The organism is Pseudomonas extremorientalis, assembly GCF_001870465.1.
Lineage (GTDB): Bacteria > Pseudomonadota > Gammaproteobacteria > Pseudomonadales > Pseudomonadaceae > Aquipseudomonas > Aquipseudomonas extremorientalis.
This window is the reverse complement of the sequence record NZ_MDGK01000037.1, coordinates 363,566-388,638: the sequence shown is the minus strand read 5'-3', so window position 1 is coordinate 388,638 and position 25,073 is coordinate 363,566. Positions and strand designations below refer to the sequence as shown.

Here is a 25,073-nt window from a genome sequence, read left to right as displayed (position 1 = left end):
GCGAAACCAGCCGCCAAGCCAGCTGCTAAAACCGCTGCTGCGAAACCAGCCGCCAAGCCAGCAGCCAAACCTGCTGCTGCCAAGCCAGCAACACCTGCTGCCGCCCCGGCTGCAGCCACCGCTCCAACTGCACCGGCCAGCAGCACGCCTGCCCCGGTAGCGCCAAGCACCACCCCAACCAGCGCTTCCTAAGTGCTGGTGGCCGCGACGCGCAGCTGCTGCAGCGCGTCGCGGTCAAGGTTGGCGGTATCCTCAGCCGCCAGTCCTTCCAACCATCGTTGCTGACCCTGCGCATCGCCTGTCGGCCATGTTTGTGCCAACGCTTCCAGGCGCTCCAGCAACTGCCGTTCGGCGTCCAGCTCCAGGGCCTTGACCCGTTCGCGTAAGCCCGCCAAATCCTGATCCTGCAGCGCCATGGCGCGCCATTGCATGCGCACCTGTCGTAACGGTTTGATTACGTGTGTCTGCCAAGACCCGGCGATCTGTTTCAGCGCCTGCATGCGCTCGGCGGTCGCTATCACCGCACGCTGCTCGAGCCACGCACCACACAGCAACAGGCACACGTCCGCACCTTGCTCCTGCAAACGCAGGCAAGCGGCCTCGCACCCTGAGCGGGCGTAAGTCGAGAGGGCAAAGCTCCACAGGTCAGCGCACATATTCACACCCAAGCCAGCGGCCAACGAAGCTGGTAGACTCCGCCGCCATTATGATCCGACTTCAAAGCCTAACATTACAGCGTGGTCCGCAACGTCTTCTCGAAGACGCCGAGTTGACCCTGCACGCCGGTCACAAAGCCGGCCTGATCGGTGCCAACGGCGCCGGCAAATCCACGTTGTTCGCTCTGTTGCTGGGTGAGCTGACCCCGGATTCCGGGGACTGCCTGCTGCCAGCCGACTGGCGCATCGCCCATATGCGCCAGGAGATCGACACCCTCGACCGTATTGCAATCGACTACGTGCTCGATGGCGATCTGCGCCTGCGTCAGGTGCAACACGACCTGGCCGAGGCCGAGGAAGCCCAGGACGGCGCCGCACAGGCGCGCCTGCACTCGGAACTCGACAGCGCCGACGGCTATACGGCTGACGCCCGTGCGCGCAAAATGCTCGCCGGCCTTGGCTTTACCAACGAACAGATGGACCGCCCCGTCGCCGACTTCTCCGGCGGCTGGCGCATGCGCCTGAACCTGGCGCAGGCGTTGATGTGCCCGTCTGACCTGCTGCTGCTCGACGAACCGACCAACCACTTGGACCTCGATGCGATCCTGTGGCTGGAAGACTTCCTCAAGAATTATCAGGGCACCTTGCTGTTGATCTCCCATGACCGGGATTTCCTCGACGCCGTGGTCGACAACATCGCCCACGTCGAGCAGAAAAAGATCACCCTCTATCGTGGCGGCTACACTGCGTTCGAACGCGCCCGCGCCGAACGCCTGGCCCAGCAGCAACAGGCTTACGAGAAGCAGCAGGCGCAACGTGCGCACATGGAAAGCTACATTGCCCGCTTCAAGGCCCAGGCCACCAAGGCGCGGCAGGCCCAGAGCCGGATCAAGGCCCTGGAGCGAATGGAAGAGCTGTCGGCGGCCCACGTCGACTCACCGTTCGACTTCGTGTTCCGTGAGTCGGTGAAGATCTCCAGCCCGTTGCTGGATCTTTCCGATGCGCGTCTGGGCTACGGCGACAAGACCATCCTGGAAAAAGTGAAGCTGCAGCTTACGCCGGGTGCGCGTATCGGTTTGCTCGGCCCCAACGGCGCGGGCAAGTCGACGCTGATCAAGAACCTGTCAGGCGAGCTGTCGCCATTGGCTGGGCGTCTGACCCGTGGCGAGAACACTGTGGTGGGTTACTTCGCCCAGCATCAGTTGGACTCGCTGGACGCCAAGGCCAGCCCGTTGCTGCACTTGCAGCGCCTGGCGCCGACCGAGCGCGAACAGACCCTGCGCGACTTCCTCGGTGGTTTCGACTTCCGTGGCGCGCGTATCGACGAGCCGGTGCTGAATTTCTCCGGCGGCGAAAAAGCCCGCCTGGCCCTGGCGTTGATCGCCTGGGACCGTCCGAACCTGCTGCTGCTCGACGAACCGACCAACCACCTTGACCTGGAAATGCGCCTGGCGCTGACCATGGCCTTGCAGGAGTTCAGCGGTGCGGTGCTGGTGGTGTCTCACGATCGCCACCTGCTCAAGAGCACCACCGACAACTTCCTACTGGTGGCGGACGGTAAAGTCGAAGAGTTCGACGGCGACCTGGATGACTATGCGCGCTGGCTGACGGATTACCGCCTGCGCAACGCGCCGGTCAGCAACACCCCAGTCAACCCGGACAAGACCGACAAGAAAGCCCAGCGCCAGGCCGCCGCCGCGCTGCGTCAACAGCTGGCGCCGCACAAGCGTGAAGCCGACAAGCTGGAAGCCGAGCTGGGCAAGGTGCATGAGCGCCTGGCCAGGATCGAAACCAGCCTGGGCGACAGTGCCGTCTACGAGGCGGCCCGCAAGGACGAACTGCGCGACCTGCTGGCTGAGCAGGCCAAGCTCAAAGTACGCGAAGGGCAATTGGAGGAAACCTGGATGGAGGCCCTCGAATTGCTGGAAACCCTGCAAGCGGAGCTGGAGGCGCTGTCCTGATGGAAGCGTTGCAACTGCCGATACCGACGCAGTGGGTCGAACCCGTATGGGTCGGCGTGCAAATCCTGCTGATCCTGCTGGCCGGCTACCTCGCACAGCGGTTTGTCGCCAAGGGCCTGACTCGCCTGGGTGAGCGCTATCCGTTCCCGCCGCAATTGCTGATGCCACTGCGCGGTGGCTTGCGCTGGCTGATCATGGGCAGTGCGCTGATCTTTGTGCTGGGTCGCCTGGGCGTGTCCGCCACGGTGTTGTGGACGGCACTCTCCGGGTTTGTCGCGGTTGCCGCCGTGGCGTTCTTCGCCATGTGGTCGGTGTTGTCCAACCTGCTGTGCGCCATTCTGATTTTCACCGTCGGGCCCTTTCGCCTGGGTGACATCGTCGAACTGGTGGATACCGTCGACAAACCGGGCGTGAAGGGTCGGGTCGTGGCGATCAACCTGCTCTATACCACGTTGGTCGAAGTGGCAGAGGCCGGTACCGACAGTGCGATGGTGCAGGTGCCCAACAGCCTGTTCTTCCAGCGCTCGGTGCGCCGTTGGCCAGGTACCCATGTCTTTCCGGGCGACCGCTAGTATTCACATCCTGTAAAAATCTATAGCCATCCTTTGGTCGGCGGAGTTAGCTTAAGGCACAACAGCAAACTCCCTCCTGAGGTGTGTAATGGCACTCGATACGTGGCTGGCCTTTTTCCTGGCCAGTTGGATCATCTCCCTTTCCCCTGGCGCTGGCGCCATCGCCTCGATGTCCAGCGGCCTGCAATACGGCTTCCTGCGTGGTTACTGGAATGCCATCGGCCTGCAACTGGGCCTGGCGATGCAGATTGCCGTGGTCGCGTGCGGCCTGGGTGCCATTCTGGCGACATCCTCCACCGCTTTCTATGCGATCAAATGGTTTGGCGTGGCGTACCTGGTGTACCTGGCCATCAAGCAATGGCGCGCCCTGCCCATGGACATGACCGATGACGCGGCCGTGCGCCCGATCGGTAAACCGATGGCGATGATGTTCCGTGGCTTCCTGGTCAACGCCAGCAACCCCAAGGCCCTGGTGTTCATGCTGGCGGTCCTGCCGCAATTCGTGAACCCACAGGCGCCGCTACTGATCCAGTACCTGATCCTGGGTGCGACGATGATCTGCGTCGATATGGTGGTGATGGCGGGGTATACGGGCTTGGCGTCGAAGGTGTTGCGCCTGTTGCGCACGCCTAAGCAGCAGAAACGGATGAATCGTACGTTTGCGGGGTTGTTTGTGGGGGCTGCGGGTTTCCTGGCCAGCTTGCATCGTGCCACGGCCTGACTGACGAAACGGGATTGAAAATGGGGGAGGGGCACGCCCCTCTTCCACATGGGTGTTGATACCCACCCTCCAACTGTTCTGAAAACTGCCTTGCCTCAACCCACGACAAATCACTTGTGCCTTGAGTCAAACGCTTTAACGTTTGACAATGTGTTACTTCGTATTTCCCTTTGAGATTCATTCATGACTGCCCCTTTTCGCTTTCTCGCCTGGCTGGTTTTGCCGGCGTTGATGTCGTGCAGCTTCAATCTGTTGGCCGCGACGGCCGAGGGTGCCCCACAAGCCCTGCATTTGCTGGATTACATTGGTGCTGACTACCCAGCGACGGTGGAGGCGGGCAAGGTAATCGATGAATCCGAATACCGTGAACAGCTGGAGTTTCTCGGGGTGTTGCAGGGCCTGGTGGCAGAGCTGCCGCAGCGCCCGGAACGCGCGGCGTTGGTCAAAGGCGTCGACGAACTGTCAGCGGCTGTAACCGGCCATCAGGACGGTACGACAGTCGCCCGCCAAGCCCGTCAGTTAGGTGCCCAACTAGCCGTGGCCTATGAAGTCAGCCAGGCCCCGGCGATCACCCCTGATCCAACACGAGGCGCGCCGCTCTATGCCCAGCATTGCTCGGTGTGCCACGGCACCGCAGGTGCGGGTGACGGCCCGGCCAGCGTGGGCATGACGCCACCACCGGCCAATCTGCGTGACGCCGTGCGCTTGGATCGCCTGAGCCTCTACGCGATCTACAACACCCTGGGCCTGGGTGTTGAAGGCACCGACATGCCGTCTTTCGCCGACCAACTGGACGACCGCCAGCGCTGGGACCTGGCTACCTACATCGCCGGCTTTACTGCCGACCCGGCGGCTGCAAAAAGCGAGCAACCGTTCAACCTCGCCGACTTGGCCCGCCAGACCCCCAATGAAGTACTGGCGGCCAACGGCCCAGCCGCCGCCGCTACGTTCCGCGCCCAGCGTGCGCAGCCGCCGCAGGTCAAGCGTGGCCCAGCGCAGTTGCTCGACTACACCGCGGCCACCCTGGACAAGAGTCTGGCGGCGTTCCAGAAGGGCGATCATGAGCAGGCCTACGACCTGTCTGTGGCTGCGTACCTGGAAGGTTTCGAACTGGTAGAAAGCTCGCTGGATAACGTCGACGCCAACGTGCGCAAGGACACCGAAAAGGCGTTGATGGCCTACCGGCAGTCGTTGCAGGACGGTCTGCCGGTTGAACAGGTGCAACAACGCCTGGACGTGGCCAAGGGCAAACTTACCGAATCCGCCGGCCTGCTTGGCGGTGATGGCTTGAGTTGGTCGCTGAGCTACATCTCCGGTTTGCTGATCCTGTTGCGTGAAGGCCTGGAAGCGATCCTGGTGCTGGCGGCGATCCTTGCGTTCCTGCGCAACACCGGCCAGCAATCGGCGGTGCGCAGCGTTAACGTCGGCTGGGGCCTGGCGCTGCTGGCGGGCCTGGCGACCTGGGCATTGGCCGCGTATGTGATCGATGTGAGCGGTGCCCAACGCGAATTGCTTGAAGGCTGCACGGCGCTGTTTGCCAGTGTGATGGTGCTATGGCTCGGCGTGTGGATGCACGACCGCCGCCACGCCGCCGCCTGGCAGGACTACATCAAGAGCAGCCTGGTAGGCGGCGGCGGGCGCTTCGGTTTTGCGGTGCTGGCGTTCTTCTCGGTGTACCGCGAGCTGTTCGAAGTGATCCTGTTCTACGAAACCCTGTGGCTGCAAGCCGGCCCGGCCGGGCATAACGCGGTGCTGGCGGGTGGCGCCACGGCGCTGGTGCTGTTGGTGGGCTTGGCGTGGGTGATCCTGCGGGGTTCGGCGAAGCTGCCGCTGGCGTTGTTCTTCGGCATCAACGCGGCGTTGCTGTGTGCGCTGTCGGTGGTGTTTGCCGGCCATGGGGTGAAGGCGCTGCAGGAGGCCGGCATCTTCGGCACCCGGCCGGTGGCGTTCTTTGATTTCGATTGGCTGGGCATCCACGCCGATGCGTACTCGTTGAGTGCACAGGCGGTGGCGATCCTGGCGATTGTGGTGCTGTACGGTCGCAGCCGTCTGGCCGAAAAGCGCCGGGTGGTTGCCTGAGCATGCGGGTGTGGATCGATGCCGACGCCTGCCCTCGGGCAGCCAAGGACCAGGTGGTGAAGTTCGCCCTCAAGCGCCAGTTCGAAGTGGTGTTGGTGGCCGGTCAGAGCCAGATCAAGCCGAGCTTCTCGTGTGTGAAGCTGATTGTGGTGCCCAGCGGCCCGGATGCGGCGGATGACTACCTGGTGGAGCACGCGGAGCCCGGCGAGCTGGTGATCTGCAGCGATGTGCCGCTGGCTGACCGCCTGGTAAAGAAGGGCGTTACGGCGCTTGATCCACGCGGCAAGGAGTTCAGCCCCGCCAACATGAGTGAACGGTTGGCGGTGCGCAATCTGTTCACTGATCTGCGTGAGCAAGGCCAGATGGGGGGCGGGCCACCGCCCCACGGGGAGAAGGAAAAGCAGGCGTTTGCCAATGCGCTGGACCGCATTCTTACACGCTTGATGCGCCAACCCTGATCCGTGGCGAGCGGGCTTGCCCCGCGTTGGGCGGCGAAGCCGCCCCAATTCAAGCGATGCGGTGAGTCCGTTAGACCATGGCTGCAGGTTTTAGGGCTGCTGCGCAGCCCAACGCGGGGCAAGCCCGCTCGCCACAACAAGCCGAGTCACCTACAAGCCTGCTCACCATAGGTGGGGCTATCAGTCGTTCTCGTGGGTCAGTTCCAGCACCCGATCCACCAGCTTGTTGATCCCTGAAGCGACCTCGCTGATGTTCTTGCCGAGCATATAGGCCGGGGTGCTCACCAGCTTGCGTGCCTTGTCTTCGACGATATCTTCCACCCCGCACTCCTGGTGGGTAGCGCCCATCTTGTCCAGTGCGGCGGCGGTGTCGGCGCAGTTGCCGATGGTGCAGGTCACGCCGGGACCGTAGATTTTCGCCGCCAGGGCCGGGGAGATGCAGATCAGGCCCACGGGCTTGCCCGCTTCGGCAAAGGCTTCGGCCAGTTCCAGCACCTGCGGGTTGACGCTGCAGCCGGCACCCTCCACGGCAAAGTTCGAGAGGTTTTTCGCCGCGCCAAACCCACCGGGCACGATCAGCGCGTCGAAATCGCCGGCGTTGGCTTCGCGGATATCTTTCACGTCACCCCGGGCGATCCGCGCCGACTCCACCAGCACATTGCGCGACTCGGGCATCTCTTCGCCGGTGAGGTGGTTGATCACATGCAGTTGCGCAATATCCGGGGCAAAGCATTGGACCTGAGCGCCACGCTGGTCCAGGCGCAGCAAGGTGATCACGCTTTCGTGGATCTCTGCGCCGTCGTACACGCCGCAGCCGGAAAGGATCACTGCAATCTTTTTGCTCATGGGCATTTCTCCTGGGGTCTTGGCGTTAAATGTCTACTAATTTGTCATCTGTTGCCAATGGGATCTCACGCCGCTGCACCTAATCTTGATGTAACAAAAATAGACCGGACCAGACCATGGACTTCGTGCCTTACGCGGTACCGTTTTTCATTGCCTTGATCGTCGTGGAGTTGCTTGCCGACCGTTGGCGCGGCGAGCGTAACTACCGGGTGGCGGATGCCATCAACAGCCTCAGCACCGGGGTGCTGTCCACCACCACGGGGCTGCTGACCAAGGGCGTGGGGATTCTGACCTACGCGTTCGCCCTCAAGCATCTTGCCGTTATCGATCTGCCAGCCCACAGCGTGTTGACCTGGGGGTTCGCCTTCGTGTTCTACGACTTCTGCTACTACTGGCTGCATCGCATGGGTCACGAACGCAACATCCTGTGGGCCGCACACTCGGTGCATCACCAGAGTGAGGACTACAACCTCAGCACCGCACTGCGCCAGACCAGTACCGGCTTCCTGCTGAGCTGGATTTTCTACCTGCCCTTGGCCGTACTCGGCGTGCCATTGGTGGTGTTTATCAGCGTGGCATCGCTGAATTTGCTCTATCAATTCTGGGTGCACACCCGGCACGTGCCGAAGCTCGGCTGGTACGAGTGGTTTTTCGTTACGCCATCCAATCATCGGGCTCACCATGCACAGAACGCTCTCTACATGGATCGTAACTACGGCGGTGTGTTCATTATTTGGGACCGGCTGTTCGGTACCTTCCAGGAGGAGGACGACAACGAACCGGTGATTTTCGGCGTAACCACGCCGTTGGCCAGTTGGAATCCGCTGTGGGCCAACCTGCAGTTCTATGCCCAGTTGTGGAGTGATGCGCGGCGCGCCGAGTGTTGGTGGGACAAGCTGCGCATCTGGTTCATGCGCACCGGCTGGCGCCCGGCGGACGTGAAGGCCAAGTACCCGATGGCCAGGCACGACCTGAGCCAGTTCCGTAAATTCGACGTGCCGCTGGACGTGCGTCAACAGGTGTACATCGCACTGCAATTTGCGGCCTATGTGGGCTTTGGCAGCTATCTGATGAATTTCGGCGAAGGTTTGCCCACGGCGGCACTGATCCTCGGTTGGAGCGCCATGGCGCTGGGGCTGTTTACCTTGGGGGTGGCGCTGGAGAACCGGCCGTGGGCGTTGAAGGCGGAGCTTTCGCGGCTGGTGCTGAACGTACCGCTGGTGTGGTTGGCACCGTTGGTCGGGTTATGGCCGGCCAGCAACCTGGGCTGGCTGGGCCTGCTGAGCTACAGCTTGCTCAGTGTGATTGGCCTCTACTGCTGCAGAAGCCGGTTTACTCGACTGGTGTCTTAGGCGGCTCGACCGGGTCCGGTTCTGCCGCGAGCCGGGCCTTGGCGTCGGCGCAGGCCTCGCGGGCGATGCGTGCATTCTTGATGCGACGGCGCAGCCACAGGCCGAAGCCCAGTATCAGCAAGGCACCCAATACCCAAAGCTCGTATTTCTTGATGCTGCCCAGCATGCCTTCCAGTACGGCGCCGAAGTGATAGGCCGCAGCGCCCAAGGCCAAAGCCCAGATCGCAGCGCCAATGCCGTTGAGGATCAGATAGCGCAACGGCGGATAGCCGGACAGGCCGATCGCCACTGGCATGACGGTGCGCAACCCGTACACGAAGCGAAAGCTCAGTACCCAGATATCCGGGTGCTTGCGGATATGCTCCAGTGCCTTGTCACCCATCAATTGCCAGCGTGGCTTGCGCGCCAACAGCTTGCGGCCGTGTCTGCGGCCCATGTAATACCAAAGCTGATCGCCGGCGTAGCTGCCGAAAAAGGCAACGACCACCACCAGGTTGATATCCATGTATCCACGGAACGCCAGGAAGCCTGCGAGAACCAGAATGGTCTCGCCTTCAAAGAAAGTGCCCAGGAAGAGCGCAAAGTAGCCGAAGTCATGCAGGAATTGTTGAAGCATGGTCTGGGGTGCTGGCGAAATGAACGCGCAGCCTACGCCTTCATGAAGATTCATGAAAGTATCGAGATGTGTCACGAAGTGAACAATTCCTACGGAAATGCCGAATGCGACTACAGGTCGCATCCTTAAGCACAACTGTCATACCTTCGTCATAATGGCCGCTTATAACTGCAACGCTCGCCCGTAAACCCGGGCTCAGGAGTCTGTCGTGAGCTTTACCCCTGCCAATCGCCTGTTCCCCACCACTCGTCTGCGTCGCAATCGTCGTGATGATTTTTCTCGCCGTCTGGTGCGTGAAAACGTGCTGACGACCGATGATCTGATCCTGCCGGTGTTTGTGCTGGACGGGGAAAATCGTCGGGAAGCGGTGGCTTCGATGCCGGGCGTGGAGCGCTTGACCATTGATCTTCTGCTTGAAGAAGCCGCTGGTTGGGTCGAGTTGGGGATTCCGGCCTTGGCACTGTTTCCGGTCACGCCGTCTGAACTCAAGTCGCTGGATGCTGCCGAAGCCTGGAACCCGGACGGGATCGCCCAGCGCGCCACCCGTGCCCTGCGCGAGCGTTTTCCGCAGCTTGGGGTGATCACCGACGTGGCGTTGGACCCGTTCACCACCCACGGACAGGATGGCATTCTTGACGAAGACGGCTATGTTCAAAACGACATCACCGTCGATGCGCTGGTCAAGCAAGCCTTGTCCCATGCGGCAGCCGGCGCCCAGGTGGTTGCCCCGTCGGACATGATGGACGGCCGCATCCAGGCGATTCGTGAAGCCCTGGAGCTGGCCGGCCACGTCAACGTGCGGATCATGGCCTACTCGGCCAAGTACGCCAGCGCCTATTACGGCCCGTTCCGCGATGCGGTGGGCTCGGCGCTGAACCTGGGCAAGGCCAACAAGGCCTCGTACCAGATGGACCCGGCCAACAGCCATGAAGCCCTGCACGAAGTGGCGGCCGACCTGGCCGAAGGTGCTGACATGGTGATGGTCAAGCCGGGTATGCCGTACCTGGACATCCTTTACCGGGTCAAAGACGAATTCAAAGTGCCGACCTTTGTCTATCAGGTCAGTGGCGAATACGCCATGCACATGGCTGCAATACAGAATGGATGGCTGAGCGAAGGGGTGATCCTTGAATCCCTGACAGCCTTTAAACGCGCCGGGGCTGATGGCATCCTGACCTACTTCGCCGCCCGCGCCGCACAATTGCTTAGAGAGCAACAATAGCCCTCACAGGAACACTCGATGAATACCGAAGGACTCACAGAAGTTGCCGTAAAAGACGCTCACCCGGTGGTTGAACAAGTCACCGAGACCCCGCCGGAGCATGAGCCCGCCGCAGCCGTCGTGGTAGCCGAACCGCCCGTGCCGGCCCCGGTAGCGGCGGTGACCAACCTGGATGACAGCAGCCTGTACATCCACCGCGAGCTGTCACAACTGCAATTCAACATCCGTGTGCTGGAACAGGCGCTGGATGAGTCCTACCCGCTGCTGGAGCGGCTCAAGTTCCTGCTGATCTTCTCCAGCAACCTGGATGAGTTCTTCGAAATCCGCGTGGCCGGCCTCAAGAAGCAGATCACCTTCGCCCGTGAACAGGCCGGCGCCGACGGCCTGCAGCCGCACCAGGCCCTGGCGCGCATCAGCGAGCTGGTGCACGGCCATGTGGACCGTCAGTACGCGATCCTCAACGACATCCTGCTGCCGGAGCTGGAAAAGCATCAGGTCCGTTTCATCCGTCGCCGTCACTGGACCACCAAGATCAAGACCTGGGTGCGTCGCTACTTCCGCGACGAGATCGCGCCGATCATCACCCCGATTGGCCTGGACCCGACTCACCCGTTCCCGTTGCTGGTGAACAAGAGCCTCAACTTCATCGTGGAGCTGGAAGGTATCGACGCCTTCGGTCGCGACTCGGGCCTTGCAATCATCCCGGCACCCCGTTTGCTGCCACGGATCATCAAGGTACCGGAAGAGGTGGGGGGCGCTGGCGATAACTATGTATTCCTGTCGTCGATGATCCATGCGCACGCCGATGACCTGTTCCAGGGCATGAAGGTAAAAGGCTGCTACCAGTTCCGCCTGACCCGTAACGCCGATCTGGCGCTGGACTCCGAAGACGTCGAAGACCTGGCCCGTGCCCTGCGCGGCGAGCTGTTCTCGCGGCGCTACGGCGATGCGGTGCGCCTGGAAGTGGCCGACACGTGCCCGAAACATCTGTCGGACTACCTGCTCAAGCAGTTCAACCTGGGCGAGACCGAGCTGTATCAAGTCAATGGCCCGGTGAACCTGACGCGCCTGTTCAGCATCACCGGCCTGGACAGCCATCCGGAGCTGCAATACACGCCGTTCACCCCGCAGATCCCGAAACTGCTGCAAAACAGCGAGAACATCTTCAGCGTGGTGAGCAAGCAGGACATCCTGCTGCTGCACCCGTTCGAGTCCTTCACCCCGGTGGTCGACCTGCTGCGCCAGGCCGCCAAGGACCCGCATGTGTTGGCCGTACGTCAGACCCTTTACCGTTCCGGCGCCAACTCGGAAATCGTCGATGCCCTGGTCGACGCCGCGCGTAACGGCAAGGAAGTCACCGCGGTGATCGAGTTGCGTGCGCGGTTCGACGAAGAGTCCAACCTGCAACTGGCCAGCCGTCTACAAGCAGCCGGTGCGGTGGTGATCTATGGCGTGGTCGGCTTCAAGACCCACGCCAAGATGATGCTGATCCTGCGCCGTGAAGCCGGCGAGATCGTGCGTTACGCCCACTTGGGCACCGGCAACTACCACGCCGGCAACGCCAAGCTTTACACCGACTACAGCTTGCTGACCTCCGACGACGCCTTGTGTGAAGACGTCGGCAAGCTGTTCAGCCAGTTGATCGGCATGGGCAAGACCTTGCGCATGAAGAAGCTGCTGCACGCGCCGTTCACCCTGAAGAAGGGCATGCTCGACATGATTGCCCGCGAGACTCAGTTCGCCCTCGACGGTAAGCCGGCGCACATCATCGCCAAGTTCAACTCGCTGACCGATCCGAAGATCATCCGCGCGCTGTACAAGGCCAGCCAGTCCGGCGTGCGCATTGACCTGGTGGTGCGCGGCATGTGCTGCCTGCGCCCTGGCATTGTCGGGGTTTCGCACAACATTCATGTGCGCTCGATCATCGGCCGCTTCCTGGAGCACACCCGGGTGTTCTACTTCCTCAACGGCGGCGAAGAGCAGATGTTTCTCTCCAGCGCCGACTGGATGGAGCGCAATCTCGATAAGCGCGTAGAAACGTGCTTCCCGGTGGAAGGCAAGAAGCTGATCATGCGGGTCAAGAAGGAACTGGAAAGCTACCTCACCGACAACACCCACAGCTGGAGCCTGCAGTCGGACGGTCGCTACGTGCGCAACACGCCGACCGGCAACCAGAACCCGCGCAGTGCGCAGGCGACGTTGCTGGAGAAGTTGGGTAGCCCGATTCTGACGGTGAACTAAAACCCTGCGGGGGTCTAAAAATGTGGGAGGGGGCTTGCCCCCGATGGCGGTGTGTCAGTCACCAAATACTTGGACTGATCCACAGCTATCGGGGGCAAGCCCCCTCCCACAATTGTTTTGCAGAGTTCTTCAGATCAGCGCAGGTTCAGGCTGAACCCCACCCGCTTCAGCCACTCCGCTTCCAGGGCAAAGTCCGCCTGGGTCAGCTGGTTCTCATCCAGCCAGCCTTTCGGGAATACCACATCCAGGCTGTCGCCGTCGGCGCGCAGGGTCACCTGGGGCATTGCCTGGGTGCCACGGATGTGGTGGAACAGGATCGCAAAGCGCAGCAGCACGCACAGGCGGATCAGCTTGATGCCTTCGTCGCCGAATTCAGCAAATTTGTCCTTGGGGATGTTACGGCGATGGCCGCGCACCAGCAGGGCCAGCATTTGCTGGTCTTCACGGGAGAAGCCGGCCAGGTCCGAGTGCTCGATCAGGTAGGCGCCGTGCTTGTGGTAATGGTAGTGGGCGATGTCCAGGCCCACTTCATGCACCTTGGCGGCCCAGCCCAGCAACTCGCGCCAGACGCCGTCTTCCAGGTCCCAGTCCTCGGCCACCTGGTCGAAGGCGTGCAGGGCTTTGCGCTCCACGCGGGCGGCTTGTTCCAGGTCGACGTGGTAACGCTCCATCAACGAGGTGAGCGTGCGCTCACGCACGTCTTCATGATGGTGGCGACCCAGCAGGTCATAAAGCACGCCTTCACGCAGGGCGCCGTCGCAGTGGTCCATGCGTTGCAGTTCAAGAGCATCGAAGATCGCTTCGAGAATCGCCAGGCCGGCCGGGAAGATCGCGCGACGATCAGGCTTGATACCGTCGAAGTCGATTTTCTCGGCATCCCCCAGCTTGAACAGCTTGCGCTTGAGCCACGCCAGGCCCTCGGCGTTGACCTCGCCGGTGCCATGGCCGCCCGCTTTCAGTGCCAGGCCGATGGCGCGGATGGTACCGGACGAGCCGATGGCTTCATCCCAGGTGAGGCGGTGCAGGGCGTGCTCGATGCTCATGATTTCCAGCCGCGCCGCGGTGTAGGCCTGGGCGTAGCGTGCCGGGGTGATCTTGCCGTCTTTGAAGTAACGCTGGGTGAAGCTGACGCAGCCCATCTGCAGGCTTTCGCGCAGCAACGGCTCGAAGCGCTGGCCAATGATGAATTCGGTACTGCCGCCGCCGATGTCGGCGACCAGGCGTTTGCCTGGTGTATCGGCCAGGGTGTGGGACACGCCCAGGTAGATAAGACGGGCTTCTTCACGGCCGGAGATGACTTCTACCGGGTGCCCGAGGATCTCCTCGGCGCGGCGGATGAATTCACCACGGTTACGCGCTTCACGCAACGCGTTGGTGCCGACGATTCGAACGGCGCCCAGGGGCATGCCGTTGATCAGTTGCGCAAACCGCTTCAGGCAATCGAGCCCGCGTTGCATGGATTCTTCGTTGAGCTGGCGCTCGTCGTCGATCCCGGCAGCCAGTTGCACTTTCTCTCCGAGCCGCTCAAGGATGCGGATTTCACCGTTCTGGGCCTTGGCCACGACCATGTGAAAGCTGTTGGAGCCCAGGTCGATGGCGGCGATCAGGGACAGATTCTTGGCTTGGGATTGCGGCATGGTTTGGGGTCTCGGTCGATAACCTGACCATCGTGCCACGATCGACCGCTGGAGCCAACGCGTAGTGCTTGGGGAATTTTCCTGAGGTCGTCTGTAGGTAATTCTTTTGGGACAGGTAGGTTGCTGTTTCGCGCTCTGTTAGAGAAGTTTCTGAGCGTTGTAGGAGTTTTTAACTTTGCCCTGTGGGACAGTTAATTGTGATTTTGCCTACAAATTAGTTTCGGTTTTCTTTTTGTGGCCTGATTCGGGACTACTTCTGAGGCGCGCGATACTGACAAATTATTTGTAGGGCTCCGACAGTAATTAAAGTGTTGTCTTATTCTTTAATTGGTTTCCGACGAGACACACTGTCACTTGGCAATTGTGCCGTGGCGTTATTTATTTATGGTTTGTTCTACAAGGCAGAAATAAATACGCCAGCTAACTTTTAGTGATAGGTCGAACATGAAGAAAATTGTTGGATTGGCTCTCGGTATCGCTTGCCTCGCCGCGGCTGTGGGTGCACAGGCAACGACGGTTGCCGAATTGAAGGTCACAGGCACGATCAAACCTGCCTCCTGTAACCTCAGCATGACCGGAGAGGGGATTGTCAGTTACGGTAATATTCTCTCGAGCTCCTTGTCCCAAGGGAGCCCGACGCCGCTTCGGGAGCTGACCACTCCAGTGAAGATCAATTGCGGCACAGGTTACACCCCGTTCGGGCTGACCTTTAACGACCTGCAGTCGACCAGCAGGGTGCCGGGCATCCTGAGTGCGCTCGGCCAAGGTCATAGCGAGATTCATAATTTTGGCTTGGGTACGGTAGCGGGTAAAAAAACCGGCGGTTATGCAATCACGCTCAGAGACCTGCAGTCACCAAGCGCAACGCTTTCTCTTATTACGCGCGGCAGCGATGTCGGTGCCTGGCTGAACAGTGATGGCAAGGTCGCAAGACTGCCAAGTCAGTATTCCTGGCGCAGCGGTACGACCCTCGTTCCGGCTTCGCTCTCCCAGATGAACGGGACTATCGCCGTCAGGGCCGTTATCAATAAAGCTCAAGACTTGACGCTGACCCGCGATGTCCTTCTTGAAGGGCGCGCCTCGCTGACATTGGTTTACCTCTAAGCGGTTTAACTGTAGCCGATCAAAAGGCAGGCGCTTTTTGATCGGCTGTTTTCATATGGGCGATTGGCTGCAATAGCTAACTTCATGCTCTACGGGGAATACTGGGTGCGTAGTCTTTCAGTAATAAATAAGTTGCGGTTGTTAGGTGCAAGTATCTGCCTGTGTTTTGCCCATGTTGCCGCGGCGGACGGCATGCTGCCGGAAACTTCGGTGGTTATTCTTTTTGAAGAACAGGGCGAGGCCACGATAAATATCAGGAATACCGATGCGGGGCCGGCACTTCTTCACTCGGTTGTGGAGAACGTTCCCGAAGATGAGGAGCCCTTATTGATCGTTACGCCCCCTATCACGCGTGTAGAAGCGGGTGAAATCCAATTAGTGCGTTTTATTGCCACTTTGAAAGAACCGTTGAAGACCCAGCGATTGAAACGCGTGTCCTTTGAGGGGATTCCACAGGCGCGCGCCAAAACGGGTGCGACCATTGGTATCACCGTTCGGCAGAACCTGCCGCTGATCCTGCACCCCAAAGACTTGCCTCGGCATGATTCGCCTTGGGAACTGTTGAAGTGGAGCCGTGCAGGGGAGCGTCTCACCGTTCACAACGAAAGCGCTTATGTGGTGCGCCTGCTGCCGGATGTACAGCTTCTTCCCCAAAGGGCCATGGCCACTTTGCCTCGCACCTACATTTTGCCGGGGGAAGTGCTGACGGCACAGGTTGAGGGCACCCTGGGCGGCTTGGCCGAAGTCGAGATCCAACCGGCCACGGTCTACGGCTTTTCGGTAGACCGCTACCGAGCGCCGATCAATGTCGATGGGAGTTGATCGGCTCATGGCTAACTTGTCGAATAGAAGCCTTGCAGCTTCTTGTTGGCCGCGTCGACCCACGTTGCTCATGGGGTTTGCGACGCTGTGGAGTTTGCCCGGCCTCGTCTCTGCGCTTGAGTTGGGAGAGGGTTTCGACGTCGCGGCACTGACTACCTACGGAATCGACCCCAAGGTCTCGGACTATTTTCGCAGTGCGGCGCGTTTTCGCGAAGGTACCCAGGTTGTGGGGCTACGGGTCAATGGCAACCCGCTCGGGCTGGTGGATGCGCGGTTCGACTCGCAAGGCCAATTGTGTTTTACCCCAGGGTTGCTGGAGAAAGCCGGCTTGGTGCAGCCGCGTGAAATCGTTCGTGAAGGCAACACTGCCGATGACGCTTGCCATGATTTCCTCGGTGCCTTCCCGACGACGATGGTGCGGCTGCGACCCGGCATCGATGAAGTGGCACTGGTGGTGCCGACCCAATCGTTTCGTGAGCCGCAATGGGAGGCCGGAAATTTCGCCCATGGCGGCACGGCGGCCCTGTTCAACTATGACGTGCTGGGTTTCGACAGCCGCTCGCGCAGTGGGGCCCGCCGGTTCGTATCGGCTTATACCGAGGCTGGCTTCAATTTGGGCGACTGGATTGTGCGCAGTCGTCAGTTCTATGTCGCTGACAATGGTAATACCCGTACTGAGCACCTTTATGCCTACGCCCAGCGAGACATCGCTGCATTGCGATCGACTTTCCAGGCGGGGCAGATCTCCACCAACAACCCATTGTTCGGTGGTATCCAGCTATCGGGCGTGCAATTTTCTCCTGACGGCCAGTCGCGGGGGCCGGCGGGTAGTAACAATGCCGTCGTAGAAGGCCTGGCCCAGAGCCAATCGCGGATTGAAGTGCGCCAGTCCGGCGTGTTGATTCACAGCACGCTCGTGCCTGAAGGCCCCTTCCGGCTGACGGGGCTGCCTTTGCTCAATGGCACCAGCGACCTGGAAGTCAGTGTCATCGATGTACGAGGTGCCAAGCGCAGTTTCGTGGTTCCGGCGGCTTCGTTTGCGGGCGCCGCACCGGCGGCTCCCGGCTATTACTTTTCCCTTGGCAAGGTGCGGGAAAACGCATCCGAAAGCGGGGCGTCGCCCGTGGTTGCCGTGGGCAGCGGCACATGGGGCCTGGGGCGTGACTCGTCTGCGGGCTTTGGCCTGTTGAGTACCGATGAATACTGGTCGTCTGGCGGCACGCTGAGCAGCGTGTTTTTCCAGCGCGTTTCCGTGGGCGCACGTCACAATCTGTCCCACGACAGCCGTAATGCACTCTCGGGGTCACGCAGCAGCGTGTCCGTGAGCAGCCCGGTTATTGCCGATATCGATGTCAGCCTGAGCGCAACTACCCAGACCCGTGGTTATCGTGAGGTGCTTGAAGCCGGGCGTTCATCCAGGGTCGAGGACGTGGGTTCTCGCTTCAAGAATCAATTTACGGCGGGCATGAACTGGGTAGACCCCACGCTTGGCGGCTTTTCGGTAGGTTACACCCGCAGCGCCCAATTCGACGGGCATATGGCCGAGCATGTGTTCGCGGCGTGGAACAAGTCATACCGCTATGCCGACGTCGCGCTGATCGGCGACTCGCAGGTGGGCAGCACTCGGGCCCGCCGTGATGCCCCGGGTGACCGTCCCCGCCGCGATTCTGCGCAGGAAGATGGGTTGTCCTTGCGGCTGGAGGTTCGTGTGCCATTGGGGGCTGATCGGCGTGTGAGCAGCTATATCAGTCGTCAAGGGGGCCAGTCCCGCGCAGGTAGCTCATTCAGTGAGCGGGTCAATGAGTACGTGAGTTATGACTTGGGCGTCGAACGCGATCTTAGTCGTCAGGAACAATCGATCCGGGCCAATGTGGACGTTCTGCCGCGATATGCCCGAGCCGGGTTGGGTATCAGTCGTGACCCGCAGGGCACCACCTATTCAGGACAAGTTCAGGGTGGTGTGGTGGCCCATCAGGGTGGGCTGACCTTCTCGCCTTATACCGTACAGGACACCTTCGGCATCGTCTCGGTGGGTGACATTGGCGCTGCAAAAATCGATACCCCGCAAGGTCCGGTGTGGACCGACTTCACCGGACAGGCGGTGCTCGCCGATTTACCCGCCTACACCAACAGTCGTATCGAGGTGCAAACCCAGTCCTTGCCAAAACGTGTCGATCTGAAGAACGGCACCCAAGTGCTGGCTGCAGGCCGAGGCTCCGTCAATAACGTTACTTTCGATGTCGTGACTGTTCGCCGCGTGCTGCTGAGTGCTAGCGATCAACAAGGGCGGCCGCTGCCCCAGGGCGCTTCTGTATTCGACAAAAACAATCGGTTCCTGACCACTGTGGTGGGTGACGGCATGATTTTCCTCAACGATGGCAATGACGCCCAAATACTGCGGGTTCTGTTGCCGGACTCTTCCTCTTGCCTGCTCAACCTTGCCCCCCAGTCGAAGGTCGACAATGACAAGTTCTACGAGACCGGTTCGGCGGTGTGCCATGGCCGTTAAGTTGAGAAGCATGGGCTTCGTGCTGATTTGTGTCGCGTTGTTAGCCGAAGGGGCACAGGCGCAAAACTGCCGGCTGTCCTTAAGTCAGCCGCGTGTCGACTACGGTGTTATTCGCAGGGAGGCGCTTGTCGACCCCCCTTCAATCGCGCTCGGCACGCGCATGGTGCAACTGAACGTACTGTGCGAGGAGCCAGCGGCCATCGCGTTGCGATTTACCGGTGCAGCCAATGGGCAAGGTTTTCGGTTTGGCCGTCAGGGGCGTTTCAGCCTGACCCTCAAGCACGCCCAGTTGGATGGGCGTACTGTCGAGTGGACGCAGGCGCCCGGTGAGACCGCCAGCGGGCAGTTATTGCCAGGACAGGCCCTGGTGGCACGAGGGACCGGCCGGCGATTGAGCGCCCAGGTGGCAATCGATACCCACCTGCCCGCTGACGCGTTACATGTTCGCAATCAAACGGTGCTGGAGGGGCAGGGCAGTTTCGAGCTGGTCAGCCCGGCTGCTCCACAGAACCGATGAAATTGGCCAACTCGGCGGTTTGCGGGTTGGCGAACAGCACCTTCGGGTCGCCCACTTCATGCACCTTGCCCTGGTGCATGAACACCAGCTTGTCGCCGACTTCACGGGCGAAGCGCATCTCGTGGGTCACCATGATCAGGGTCATGCCGTCCTTGGCCAATTGGCGCACCACGCTGAGCACTTCATTGACCAGTTCCGGGTCGAGGGCCGAGGTGATTTCGTCGCATAACAGCACCTTGGGCGACATGGCCAAGGCGCGCGCAATCGCCACGCGTTGTTGCTGGCCGCCGGACAAGCGATCAGGGAAAGCGTCGAATTTTTCGCCCAGCCCAACGCGCTCCAGCATTTGCCTGGCCAATTGCGCCGCTTTGGCCTTCGGTACTTTCTGCACCACTTGCGGCGCGAGCATGACGTTCTCGCCTACCGTCAGGTGCGGGAACAGGTTGAACTGCTGGAACACCATGCCGACTTTCTGCCGCAGGCTGCGCAGGTCGGCGCGGGCGGCGTCGAGGTACTCGCCATCGACCTCGATCACGCCGTCGTTGATGGACTCCAGGCCGTTGAGCGTGCGCAGCAACGTGGATTTGCCCGAGCCACTGCGGCCAATGATCGCCACCACCTGGCCTTCATCCACGGTCAGGTCGATGCCCTTGAGCACATGGTGATCGCCGTAATACTTATGCAGGGCGGAAATTCTAAGCAGAGGCATGCAGTCTCCTTTCCAGGTAGCGAGCACTGAGGGACAGGGGGTAGCAGAGTAAAAAGTAACCAAGGGCCACCAGGCCGTAGACCATGAAGGGTTCGAAGGTGGCGTTGGCGAGCATGCCACCGGTCTTGGTCAGTTCGGTGAAGCCGATGATCGAGGTCACGGCGGTGCCCTTGACCACCTGTACCGAGAAGCCCACCGTCGGCGCCACGGCAATGCGCAGTGCCTGGGGCAGGATCACATAGCGCAGTTGCTCCAGCGGATTGAGCGCCAGGCTGGCCGACGCTTCCCATTGCCCGTGGGCGATGGAGTCGACGCAGCCGCGCCAGATCTCGGCGAGGTAGGCGCTGGTGAACAACGTCAGGGCAATCGCCGCCGCTAGCCAGGGCGAGATATCCACACCCAGCAGGGCTATGCCGAAAAACACCAGGAACAGCTGCATCAACAGCGGCGTGCCCTGGAACAGCTCAATGTAGGTGCGGGCGACATTGCGCGGGAAGGCTTTGCGACTGATGCGCATCGTCATCACCAGCAAGCCGATCACGCCGCCCCCGACAAACGCCACCACCGACAGCAGCAGCGTCCATTGCAGGCCGGTGGCCAGGTTGCGCACGATGTCCCAGAACGAGAAATCACTCATCGACTGTTCCTCATCACAAAGCGGCGACCGATCCAGTTGAGCAACTGGCGAATCATCAGCGCCATGCACAGGTACACCAGGGTGGTCAGGGCATAGGTTTCGAACGCACGGAAGTTGCGCGACTGGATAAAGTTGGCGGCAAAGCTCAGTTCCTCAGTGGCGATCTGCGAGCACACCGCCGAGCCGAGCATTACGATGATGATCTGGCTGCTCAGGGCCGGCCACACCTTGCCCAGCGCCGGCAGCAGTACCACGTGGCGGAAGGCTTCGAAGCGCGTCATCGCCAGCGCCGCAGCGGCTTCCAGCTGCCCGCGAGGAATGGCCTGGATACCGGCGCGGATGATTTCCGTGGAGTAGGCCCCCAGGTTGATCACCATCGCCAGCACGGCGGCTTGCCACTCGGTGATCTTCAGCCCCAGGGACGGCAGGCCGAAGAAGATGAAGAACAACTGCACCAGGAACGGCGTGTTGCGGATCAACTCGACATAAACGCCGAAGAACCAGGCGAACGGCTGGATTTTCCACGCCCGCACCACAGCGCCGACGGTGCCCAAGGCCACGCCGAGGATGGCGCCGATGGCCGTGAGCTCGAGGGTGAACAGTGCGCCGCGCAGCAGCAGGTCGGTGTTGGCCAGCACCGGCACAAAGTCAAATTGATACGCCATGAGTCAGCTCCGCTTTCAGAGATCGGCGGGCAGTGGCTCTTTCAGCCATTGCATAGCGTTCTTTTCCAGGCTGCCATCGGCCTTGGCCGCGACCAGGATCTGGTTGACCTTATCCAGCAAGGCCGGCTCGTTCTTGTTCACGCCCACGTACACCGGCGAGTCTTTGAGCTTTACCTTCAGCGCGGGTACGCGTTTTGGGTTGCGTTCGCTGATCGCCACCATTACCACGTTGCCGCTGGCAATCAGGTCGACCTGGCCGGCCAGGTAGGCGGCGATGGTCGAGTTGTTGTCTTCGAAGCGCTTGATCGTGGCTTCCTTGGGGGCGACGGCGGTCAGTTCGATATCTTCGATGGCACCACGGGTCACGCTGATGGTTTTGCCCTTGAGGTCGTCGGTGCTACTGATGGCGGCTTCAGGCGGGCCGAACACGGCCAGGTAGAACGGCGCGTAGGCCTTGGAGAAGTCGATGACCTTTTCCCGCTCAGGGTTCTTGCCCAGGCTGGAGATCACCAGATCGACCTTGCCGGTGGTGAGGAACGGAATACGATTGGTGCTGTTGACCGGGGTCAGTTCCAGCTTGACCTTGAGCTGGTCGGCCAGCAGCTTGGCGGTGTCGATGTCCAGGCCACGTGGCTTCATGTCAGGGCCGACCGAGCCGAAGGGCGGGAAGTCCTGGGGTACGGCGACTTTGAGGGTGCCACGGGCGACGATGTCGTCCAGACCATTGGCCTGGGCGGGTGCCTGGCTCAGCATCAGGCTGGCAAACAGGGCAGTAAGCAGGGCGCTGTAGCGCTTGGTCATGGCAACTCTCCGAGAAGGGCGAAGGGATTTTCTGGGTTTGCCCAGTGCACAGCCCATGCCATCACCCTCAGAATCGTCTGCAGGGCCAGTATTTGTTGAGTTTTGGTGGTCGGACTGGTCTGAACAGTGCCGGGGCTTTGCGCACTGTTTTCGAGCGTCGGCAAAACCCCGCGAGCCCCTTTGGGGCGAGGCTTGCCGCCCGCCACGAATAGCTTTACAACTAGCCACTCAGTTGACTGGAACCTTGAGTTTTTTATGAATTCCATTGCCCAAGCCGTACCGGAAGCGGCCCTGCAGGCCATCCGCAAACTGATCAAGGAGCAAGGCTTCGGGCCGGGCGATGCACTGCCGTCCCAACGTGACCTGGCGGTGCAGTTGGGGGTGAGCCGGGCGTCGTTGCGCGAGGCGTTGTCATCCCTCAGCGCGTTGGGTGTGGTCAGTGTGCAGCCGGGCAAGGGCGTGTTCGTGCAGGCGGTCGAGGAGGCGCCGGGGTTCGCCTGGCCCTTTGCGGCGCAGGCTACGCCGCTGGATATCTTCCAGTTGCGCTATGCCCTGGAAGGTTTTGCGGCGGGACTGGCGGCGGTGACGCTGACCCTCGATGAGTTGGACAGCCTGGAAGACAATGTCGAGGCCATGCGCAAGGTGCTCAAGGCCGGCGACTTCGAAGCCGCCGCCAGGCTCGACTTCGAATTTCACCAGCGCATCCTGCTCGCCAGCGGCAACCAGGCGATGGTGAGCATTCTGAGCGCGAGTGCCGAAGTTTTTCTGGAGAGTCAGAAGCTACCGTTCATCCGACCGGAGCGGGCCATGGAAACCTGGCAGGAGCACCGCCGGATAGTGCGCGCGCTGGCCCGGCGCGCCAGCGCGGCGGCGCAAAAAACCATGCAGGAGCACGTACGCAATGCGGCGTTGCGCACCGGCATAGCCTTCGTGACTCCCATAACGCCCTGAGTTGGGCTATACCCAGACTCATGGGCCATCATAGGAAGACTCAATCAGAGGCGGCTTCCTGAACGGGGGAAGGGCGGCTATGATGGGCCACGTTTTTTTTGCTTACAATCCGGAGACATCCATGAGCAACGATCTTATCAAGCACGTCACCGACGCGACCTTTGAGGCCGAAGTACTCAAGGCTCAAGGCCCGGTGCTGGTTGACTACTGGGCTGAATGGTGCGGCCCTTGCAAAATGATCGCTCCAGTCCTGGACGACATTGCGACCACCTACGAAGGCAAGCTGACCATTGCCAAGTTGAACATCGACGACAACCAGGAAACCCCGGCCAAGCACGGCGTGCGTGGCATCCCGACCCTGATGCTGTTCAAGAACGGCAACGTCGAAGCGACCAAGGTAGGCGCGCTGTCGAAGTCTCAGCTCCAAGCTTTTCTCGACGCGAACATCTAAGCGTCCTCAAAAAAGCCCCGCAAAATAGCGGGGCTTTTTCGTGAAACAGGGCTAGACGCTCCGAAACTCAGGTGGTACATTCGGCCCCGCACTGGTTTCTCCACTGCCCCCTGCAAGCCGTCGCCGACGCATTCCTTTTCGATTAGTACGCGATCCTGTCGCCTTCTCTGCGGCGCGGCCTCATTAAGCCAAAAGCTTAATTTCCCCCCTCCATAAATGATTACGTCATTCCTATATGAATCTGACTGAACTCAAGCAAAAGCCGATTACCGACCTGCTCCAATTGGCCGAAGAAATGGGCATAGAAAATATGGCCCGTTCGCGCAAGCAGGACGTGATTTTCTCCCTGCTCAAGAAGCACGCGAAAAGCGGCGAGGAAATCTCCGGTGATGGCGTGCTGGAGATTCTCCAGGACGGCTTCGGCTTCCTCCGCTCTGCTGACGCGTCCTATCTCGCCGGCCCAGACGATATCTACGTCTCGCCAAGCCAGATCCGTCGCTTCAACTTGCGCACCGGTGACACCATCGTTGGCAAGATCCGCCCACCGAAGGAAGGCGAGCGTTATTTCGCCCTGCTCAAGGTCGACACGATCAACTTCGATCGTCCCGAGAACGCGAAAAACAAGATTCTCTTCGAGAACCTGACCCCGCTGTTCCCGACCGTGCGCATGAAGATGGAAGCCGGTAACGGTTCCACCGAAGACCTGACCGGTCGTGTGATCGACCTGTGCGCCCCGATCGGCAAAGGCCAGCGTGGCCTGATCGTCGCCCCGCCGAAAGCCGGTAAGACCATCATGCTGCAGAACATTGCCGCGAACATCGCGCGTAACAATCCTGAAGTTCACCTGATCGTGCTGCTGATCGATGAACGTCCGGAAGAAGTAACCGAAATGCAGCGCACCGTGCGCGGCGAAGTGGTTGCCTCCACGTTCGATGAGCCGCCAACCCGCCACGTGCAGGTTGCCGAAATGGTGATCGAGAAGGCCAAGCGCCTGGTCGAACACAAGAAGGACGTGGTGATCCTGCTCGACTCCATCACCCGTCTGGCCCGTGCCTACAACACCGTGATCCCGAGCTCCGGCAAGGTATTGACCGGTGGTGTCGATGCCCACGCCCTGGAGAAACCGAAACGTTTCTTCGGTGCCGCGCGGAACATCGAAGAAGGCGGCTCGCTGACCATTATCGCCACCGCACTGGTTGAAACCGGTTCGAAGATGGACGAAGTGATCTACGAAGAGTTCAAGGGTACCGGCAACATGGAACTGCCACTGGATCGTCGCATCGCGGAAAAACGCGTGTTCCCGGCGATCAACATCAACCGTTCCGGCACCCGCCGCGAAGAGTTGCTGACCGCTGACGACGAACTGCAGCGCATGTGGATCCTGCGCAAGCTGCTGCACCCGATGGACGAAGTAGCCGCCATCGAGTTCCTGGTCGACAAGCTGAAAACCACCAAGACCAACGACGAGTTCTTCCTGTCGATGAAGCGTAAGTAATACGACGTTTCAGGTCCTGAAGAATGGCGCCCCCAGGGGCGCCATTTTTTT

Annotated in this window: 23 protein-coding genes; 15 read left to right on the top strand and 8 right to left on the bottom strand. The window is 60.7% G+C overall.

Annotated features, from left to right (window positions below; translation table 11 throughout):
• Nucleotides 1-188 precede the first annotated feature (188 nt).
• Nucleotides 189-656 carry a TIGR02444 family protein gene (locus BFN10_RS15970; protein ID WP_071490479.1) on the bottom strand — a complete coding sequence of 156 codons (468 nt, stop codon included), beginning with the start codon at nt 654-656 and terminating at the stop codon, nt 189-191.
• A 50-nt stretch (nt 657-706) separates the two neighbouring features.
• Between BFN10_RS15970 and BFN10_RS15965 the strand changes: the two genes are divergently transcribed.
• The 5 genes from BFN10_RS15965 (at nt 707) to BFN10_RS15945 (ending at nt 6,447) form a co-directional block, all read left to right on the top strand.
• Nucleotides 707-2,617 carry an ATP-binding cassette domain-containing protein gene (locus BFN10_RS15965; protein ID WP_071490478.1) on the top strand — a complete coding sequence of 637 codons (1,911 nt, stop codon included), beginning with the start codon at nt 707-709 and terminating at the stop codon, nt 2,615-2,617.
• On the top strand, nt 2,617-3,189 hold the full coding sequence (locus BFN10_RS15960; protein WP_028618427.1) for a mechanosensitive ion channel family protein: 573 nt from the start codon (nt 2,617-2,619) through the stop codon (nt 3,187-3,189). Before BFN10_RS15965 ends, BFN10_RS15960 begins: the two co-directional genes overlap by 1 nt.
• Nucleotides 3,190-3,277: 88 nt before the next feature.
• Entirely contained in the window at nt 3,278-3,910 is a 633-nt protein-coding gene (locus BFN10_RS15955) for a LysE family transporter (protein ID WP_028618426.1), read from the top strand.
• A 183-nt stretch (nt 3,911-4,093) separates the two neighbouring features.
• Nucleotides 4,094-5,989 carry an FTR1 family protein gene (locus tag BFN10_RS15950; RefSeq protein ID WP_071490477.1) on the top strand — a complete coding sequence of 632 codons (1,896 nt, stop codon included), beginning with the start codon at nt 4,094-4,096 and terminating at the stop codon, nt 5,987-5,989.
• Between the two features lie 2 nt (nt 5,990-5,991).
• On the top strand, nt 5,992-6,447 hold the full coding sequence (locus BFN10_RS15945; protein ID WP_071490476.1) for a YaiI/YqxD family protein: 456 nt from the start codon (nt 5,992-5,994) through the stop codon (nt 6,445-6,447).
• Nucleotides 6,448-6,627: 180 nt separating this feature from the next.
• Here the strand turns inward: BFN10_RS15945 and elbB are convergent, their stop codons facing one another.
• Nucleotides 6,628-7,293 (bottom strand): isoprenoid biosynthesis glyoxalase ElbB, encoded by a 666-nt coding sequence (elbB, locus tag BFN10_RS15940; RefSeq protein WP_071490475.1) that lies wholly within the window; start codon nt 7,291-7,293, stop codon nt 6,628-6,630.
• Nucleotides 7,294-7,409: 116 nt separating this feature from the next.
• On the opposite strand from elbB, the gene BFN10_RS15935 reads away from it, so the two are divergent.
• Nucleotides 7,410-8,645 (top strand): sterol desaturase family protein, encoded by a 1,236-nt coding sequence (locus BFN10_RS15935; protein WP_071490474.1) that lies wholly within the window; start codon nt 7,410-7,412, stop codon nt 8,643-8,645.
• On the opposite strand, the gene BFN10_RS15930 is transcribed toward BFN10_RS15935, so the two are convergent.
• Nucleotides 8,626-9,261 (bottom strand): DedA family protein, encoded by a 636-nt coding sequence (locus BFN10_RS15930; RefSeq protein ID WP_071490485.1) that lies wholly within the window; start codon nt 9,259-9,261, stop codon nt 8,626-8,628. The genes BFN10_RS15935 and BFN10_RS15930 overlap by 20 nt on opposite strands.
• Before the next feature lie 208 nt (nt 9,262-9,469).
• Between BFN10_RS15930 and hemB the strand changes: the two genes are divergently transcribed.
• Nucleotides 9,470-10,483: a porphobilinogen synthase gene (hemB, locus tag BFN10_RS15925; protein ID WP_071490473.1), complete on the top strand. Its 1,014-nt coding sequence runs from the start codon at nt 9,470-9,472 to the stop codon at nt 10,481-10,483.
• 18 nt (nt 10,484-10,501) lie between these two features.
• Complete coding sequence (gene ppk1 / locus BFN10_RS15920; RefSeq protein WP_071490472.1) at nt 10,502-12,724, top strand: polyphosphate kinase 1; 2,223 nt, start codon at nt 10,502-10,504, stop codon at nt 12,722-12,724.
• A gap of 134 nt (nt 12,725-12,858) precedes the next feature.
• On the opposite strand, the gene ppx is transcribed toward ppk1, so the two are convergent.
• A complete protein-coding gene (ppx, locus tag BFN10_RS15915; RefSeq protein WP_071490471.1) occupies nt 12,859-14,361 on the bottom strand; it encodes an exopolyphosphatase in 1,503 nt (500 codons plus the stop codon).
• Between the two features lie 444 nt (nt 14,362-14,805).
• On the opposite strand from ppx, the gene BFN10_RS15910 reads away from it, so the two are divergent.
• The 4 genes from BFN10_RS15910 to BFN10_RS15895 all read left to right on the top strand — a co-directional run bounded on the left by BFN10_RS15910 (nt 14,806) and on the right by BFN10_RS15895 (nt 19,313).
• Entirely contained in the window at nt 14,806-15,465 is a 660-nt protein-coding gene (locus BFN10_RS15910) for a DUF1120 domain-containing protein (protein WP_071490470.1), read from the top strand.
• Nucleotides 15,466-15,549: 84 nt separating this feature from the next.
• Entirely contained in the window at nt 15,550-16,287 is a 738-nt protein-coding gene (locus tag BFN10_RS15905; protein WP_083351511.1) for a fimbria/pilus chaperone family protein, read from the top strand.
• A 7-nt stretch (nt 16,288-16,294) separates the two neighbouring features.
• Entirely contained in the window at nt 16,295-18,796 is a 2,502-nt protein-coding gene (locus BFN10_RS15900; protein WP_083351510.1) for a fimbria/pilus outer membrane usher protein, read from the top strand.
• Nucleotides 18,786-19,313 (top strand): DUF1120 domain-containing protein, encoded by a 528-nt coding sequence (locus tag BFN10_RS15895; protein WP_071490468.1) that lies wholly within the window; start codon nt 18,786-18,788, stop codon nt 19,311-19,313. The genes BFN10_RS15900 and BFN10_RS15895 overlap by 11 nt, the downstream gene beginning before the upstream one ends.
• Here BFN10_RS15895 and BFN10_RS15890 read toward each other — a convergent pair.
• Genes BFN10_RS15890 through BFN10_RS15875 form a run of 4 tightly spaced genes read right to left on the bottom strand, consistent with a single transcriptional unit; the run spans nt 19,285 to nt 22,125 of the window.
• The gene (locus BFN10_RS15890) at nt 19,285-20,022 is read right to left on the bottom strand and encodes an amino acid ABC transporter ATP-binding protein (protein WP_071490467.1); all 738 of its coding nucleotides are present in this window, start codon (nt 20,020-20,022) and stop codon (nt 19,285-19,287) included. The genes BFN10_RS15895 and BFN10_RS15890 overlap by 29 nt on opposite strands.
• Nucleotides 20,009-20,659 (bottom strand): amino acid ABC transporter permease, encoded by a 651-nt coding sequence (locus BFN10_RS15885; RefSeq protein WP_071490466.1) that lies wholly within the window; start codon nt 20,657-20,659, stop codon nt 20,009-20,011. The genes BFN10_RS15890 and BFN10_RS15885 overlap by 14 nt, the downstream gene beginning before the upstream one ends.
• On the bottom strand, nt 20,656-21,324 hold the full coding sequence (locus tag BFN10_RS15880) for an amino acid ABC transporter permease (protein WP_017736949.1): 669 nt from the start codon (nt 21,322-21,324) through the stop codon (nt 20,656-20,658). Before BFN10_RS15880 ends, BFN10_RS15885 begins: the two co-directional genes overlap by 4 nt.
• 15 nt (nt 21,325-21,339) lie before the next feature.
• Nucleotides 21,340-22,125, bottom strand: a complete 786-nt coding sequence (locus tag BFN10_RS15875; protein WP_071490465.1) for a transporter substrate-binding domain-containing protein — start codon at nt 22,123-22,125, stop codon at nt 21,340-21,342.
• Nucleotides 22,126-22,380: 255 nt separating this feature from the next.
• On the opposite strand from BFN10_RS15875, the gene BFN10_RS15870 reads away from it, so the two are divergent.
• From BFN10_RS15870 to rho, 3 genes are all read left to right on the top strand, one after another.
• Nucleotides 22,381-23,076 (top strand): FadR/GntR family transcriptional regulator, encoded by a 696-nt coding sequence (locus BFN10_RS15870; protein ID WP_071490464.1) that lies wholly within the window; start codon nt 22,381-22,383, stop codon nt 23,074-23,076.
• Nucleotides 23,077-23,197: 121 nt separating this feature from the next.
• A complete protein-coding gene (gene trxA / locus BFN10_RS15865; RefSeq protein ID WP_003213989.1) occupies nt 23,198-23,527 on the top strand; it encodes a thioredoxin TrxA in 330 nt (109 codons plus the stop codon).
• Nucleotides 23,528-23,762: 235 nt separating this feature from the next.
• Nucleotides 23,763-25,022 (top strand): transcription termination factor Rho, encoded by a 1,260-nt coding sequence (gene rho / locus BFN10_RS15860; protein WP_016973082.1) that lies wholly within the window; start codon nt 23,763-23,765, stop codon nt 25,020-25,022.
• The last annotated feature ends 51 nt before the right edge of the window (nt 25,023-25,073 follow it).

Bases quoted from the DNA above. Each gene is read 5' to 3' on its own strand.
- BFN10_RS15970 (WP_071490479.1), bottom strand. From the start codon at position 656: ATGTGCGCTGACCTGTGGAGCTTTGCCCTCTCGACTTACGCCCGCTCA.
- BFN10_RS15965 (WP_071490478.1), top strand. From the start codon at position 707: ATGATCCGACTTCAAAGCCTAACATTACAGCGTGGTCCGCAACGTCTT.
- BFN10_RS15960 (WP_028618427.1), top strand. From the start codon at position 2,617: ATGGAAGCGTTGCAACTGCCGATACCGACGCAGTGGGTCGAACCCGTA.
- BFN10_RS15955 (WP_028618426.1), top strand. From the start codon at position 3,278: ATGGCACTCGATACGTGGCTGGCCTTTTTCCTGGCCAGTTGGATCATC.
- BFN10_RS15950 (WP_071490477.1), top strand. From the start codon at position 4,094: ATGACTGCCCCTTTTCGCTTTCTCGCCTGGCTGGTTTTGCCGGCGTTG.
- BFN10_RS15945 (WP_071490476.1), top strand. From the start codon at position 5,992: ATGCGGGTGTGGATCGATGCCGACGCCTGCCCTCGGGCAGCCAAGGAC.
- elbB (WP_071490475.1), bottom strand. From the start codon at position 7,293: ATGAGCAAAAAGATTGCAGTGATCCTTTCCGGCTGCGGCGTGTACGAC.
- BFN10_RS15935 (WP_071490474.1), top strand. From the start codon at position 7,410: ATGGACTTCGTGCCTTACGCGGTACCGTTTTTCATTGCCTTGATCGTC.
- BFN10_RS15930 (WP_071490485.1), bottom strand. From the start codon at position 9,261: ATGCTTCAACAATTCCTGCATGACTTCGGCTACTTTGCGCTCTTCCTG.
- ppk1 (WP_071490472.1), top strand. From the start codon at position 10,502: ATGAATACCGAAGGACTCACAGAAGTTGCCGTAAAAGACGCTCACCCG.
- ppx (WP_071490471.1), bottom strand. From the start codon at position 14,361: ATGCCGCAATCCCAAGCCAAGAATCTGTCCCTGATCGCCGCCATCGAC.
- BFN10_RS15910 (WP_071490470.1), top strand. From the start codon at position 14,806: ATGAAGAAAATTGTTGGATTGGCTCTCGGTATCGCTTGCCTCGCCGCG.
- BFN10_RS15905 (WP_083351511.1), top strand. From the start codon at position 15,550: ATGCTCTACGGGGAATACTGGGTGCGTAGTCTTTCAGTAATAAATAAG.
- BFN10_RS15900 (WP_083351510.1), top strand. From the start codon at position 16,295: ATGGCTAACTTGTCGAATAGAAGCCTTGCAGCTTCTTGTTGGCCGCGT.
- BFN10_RS15895 (WP_071490468.1), top strand. From the start codon at position 18,786: ATGGCCGTTAAGTTGAGAAGCATGGGCTTCGTGCTGATTTGTGTCGCG.
- BFN10_RS15890 (WP_071490467.1), bottom strand. From the start codon at position 20,022: ATGCCTCTGCTTAGAATTTCCGCCCTGCATAAGTATTACGGCGATCAC.
- BFN10_RS15885 (WP_071490466.1), bottom strand. From the start codon at position 20,659: ATGAGTGATTTCTCGTTCTGGGACATCGTGCGCAACCTGGCCACCGGC.
- BFN10_RS15880 (WP_017736949.1), bottom strand. From the start codon at position 21,324: ATGGCGTATCAATTTGACTTTGTGCCGGTGCTGGCCAACACCGACCTG.
- BFN10_RS15875 (WP_071490465.1), bottom strand. From the start codon at position 22,125: ATGACCAAGCGCTACAGCGCCCTGCTTACTGCCCTGTTTGCCAGCCTG.
- BFN10_RS15870 (WP_071490464.1), top strand. From the start codon at position 22,381: ATGAATTCCATTGCCCAAGCCGTACCGGAAGCGGCCCTGCAGGCCATC.
- trxA (WP_003213989.1), top strand. From the start codon at position 23,198: ATGAGCAACGATCTTATCAAGCACGTCACCGACGCGACCTTTGAGGCC.
- rho (WP_016973082.1), top strand. From the start codon at position 23,763: ATGAATCTGACTGAACTCAAGCAAAAGCCGATTACCGACCTGCTCCAA.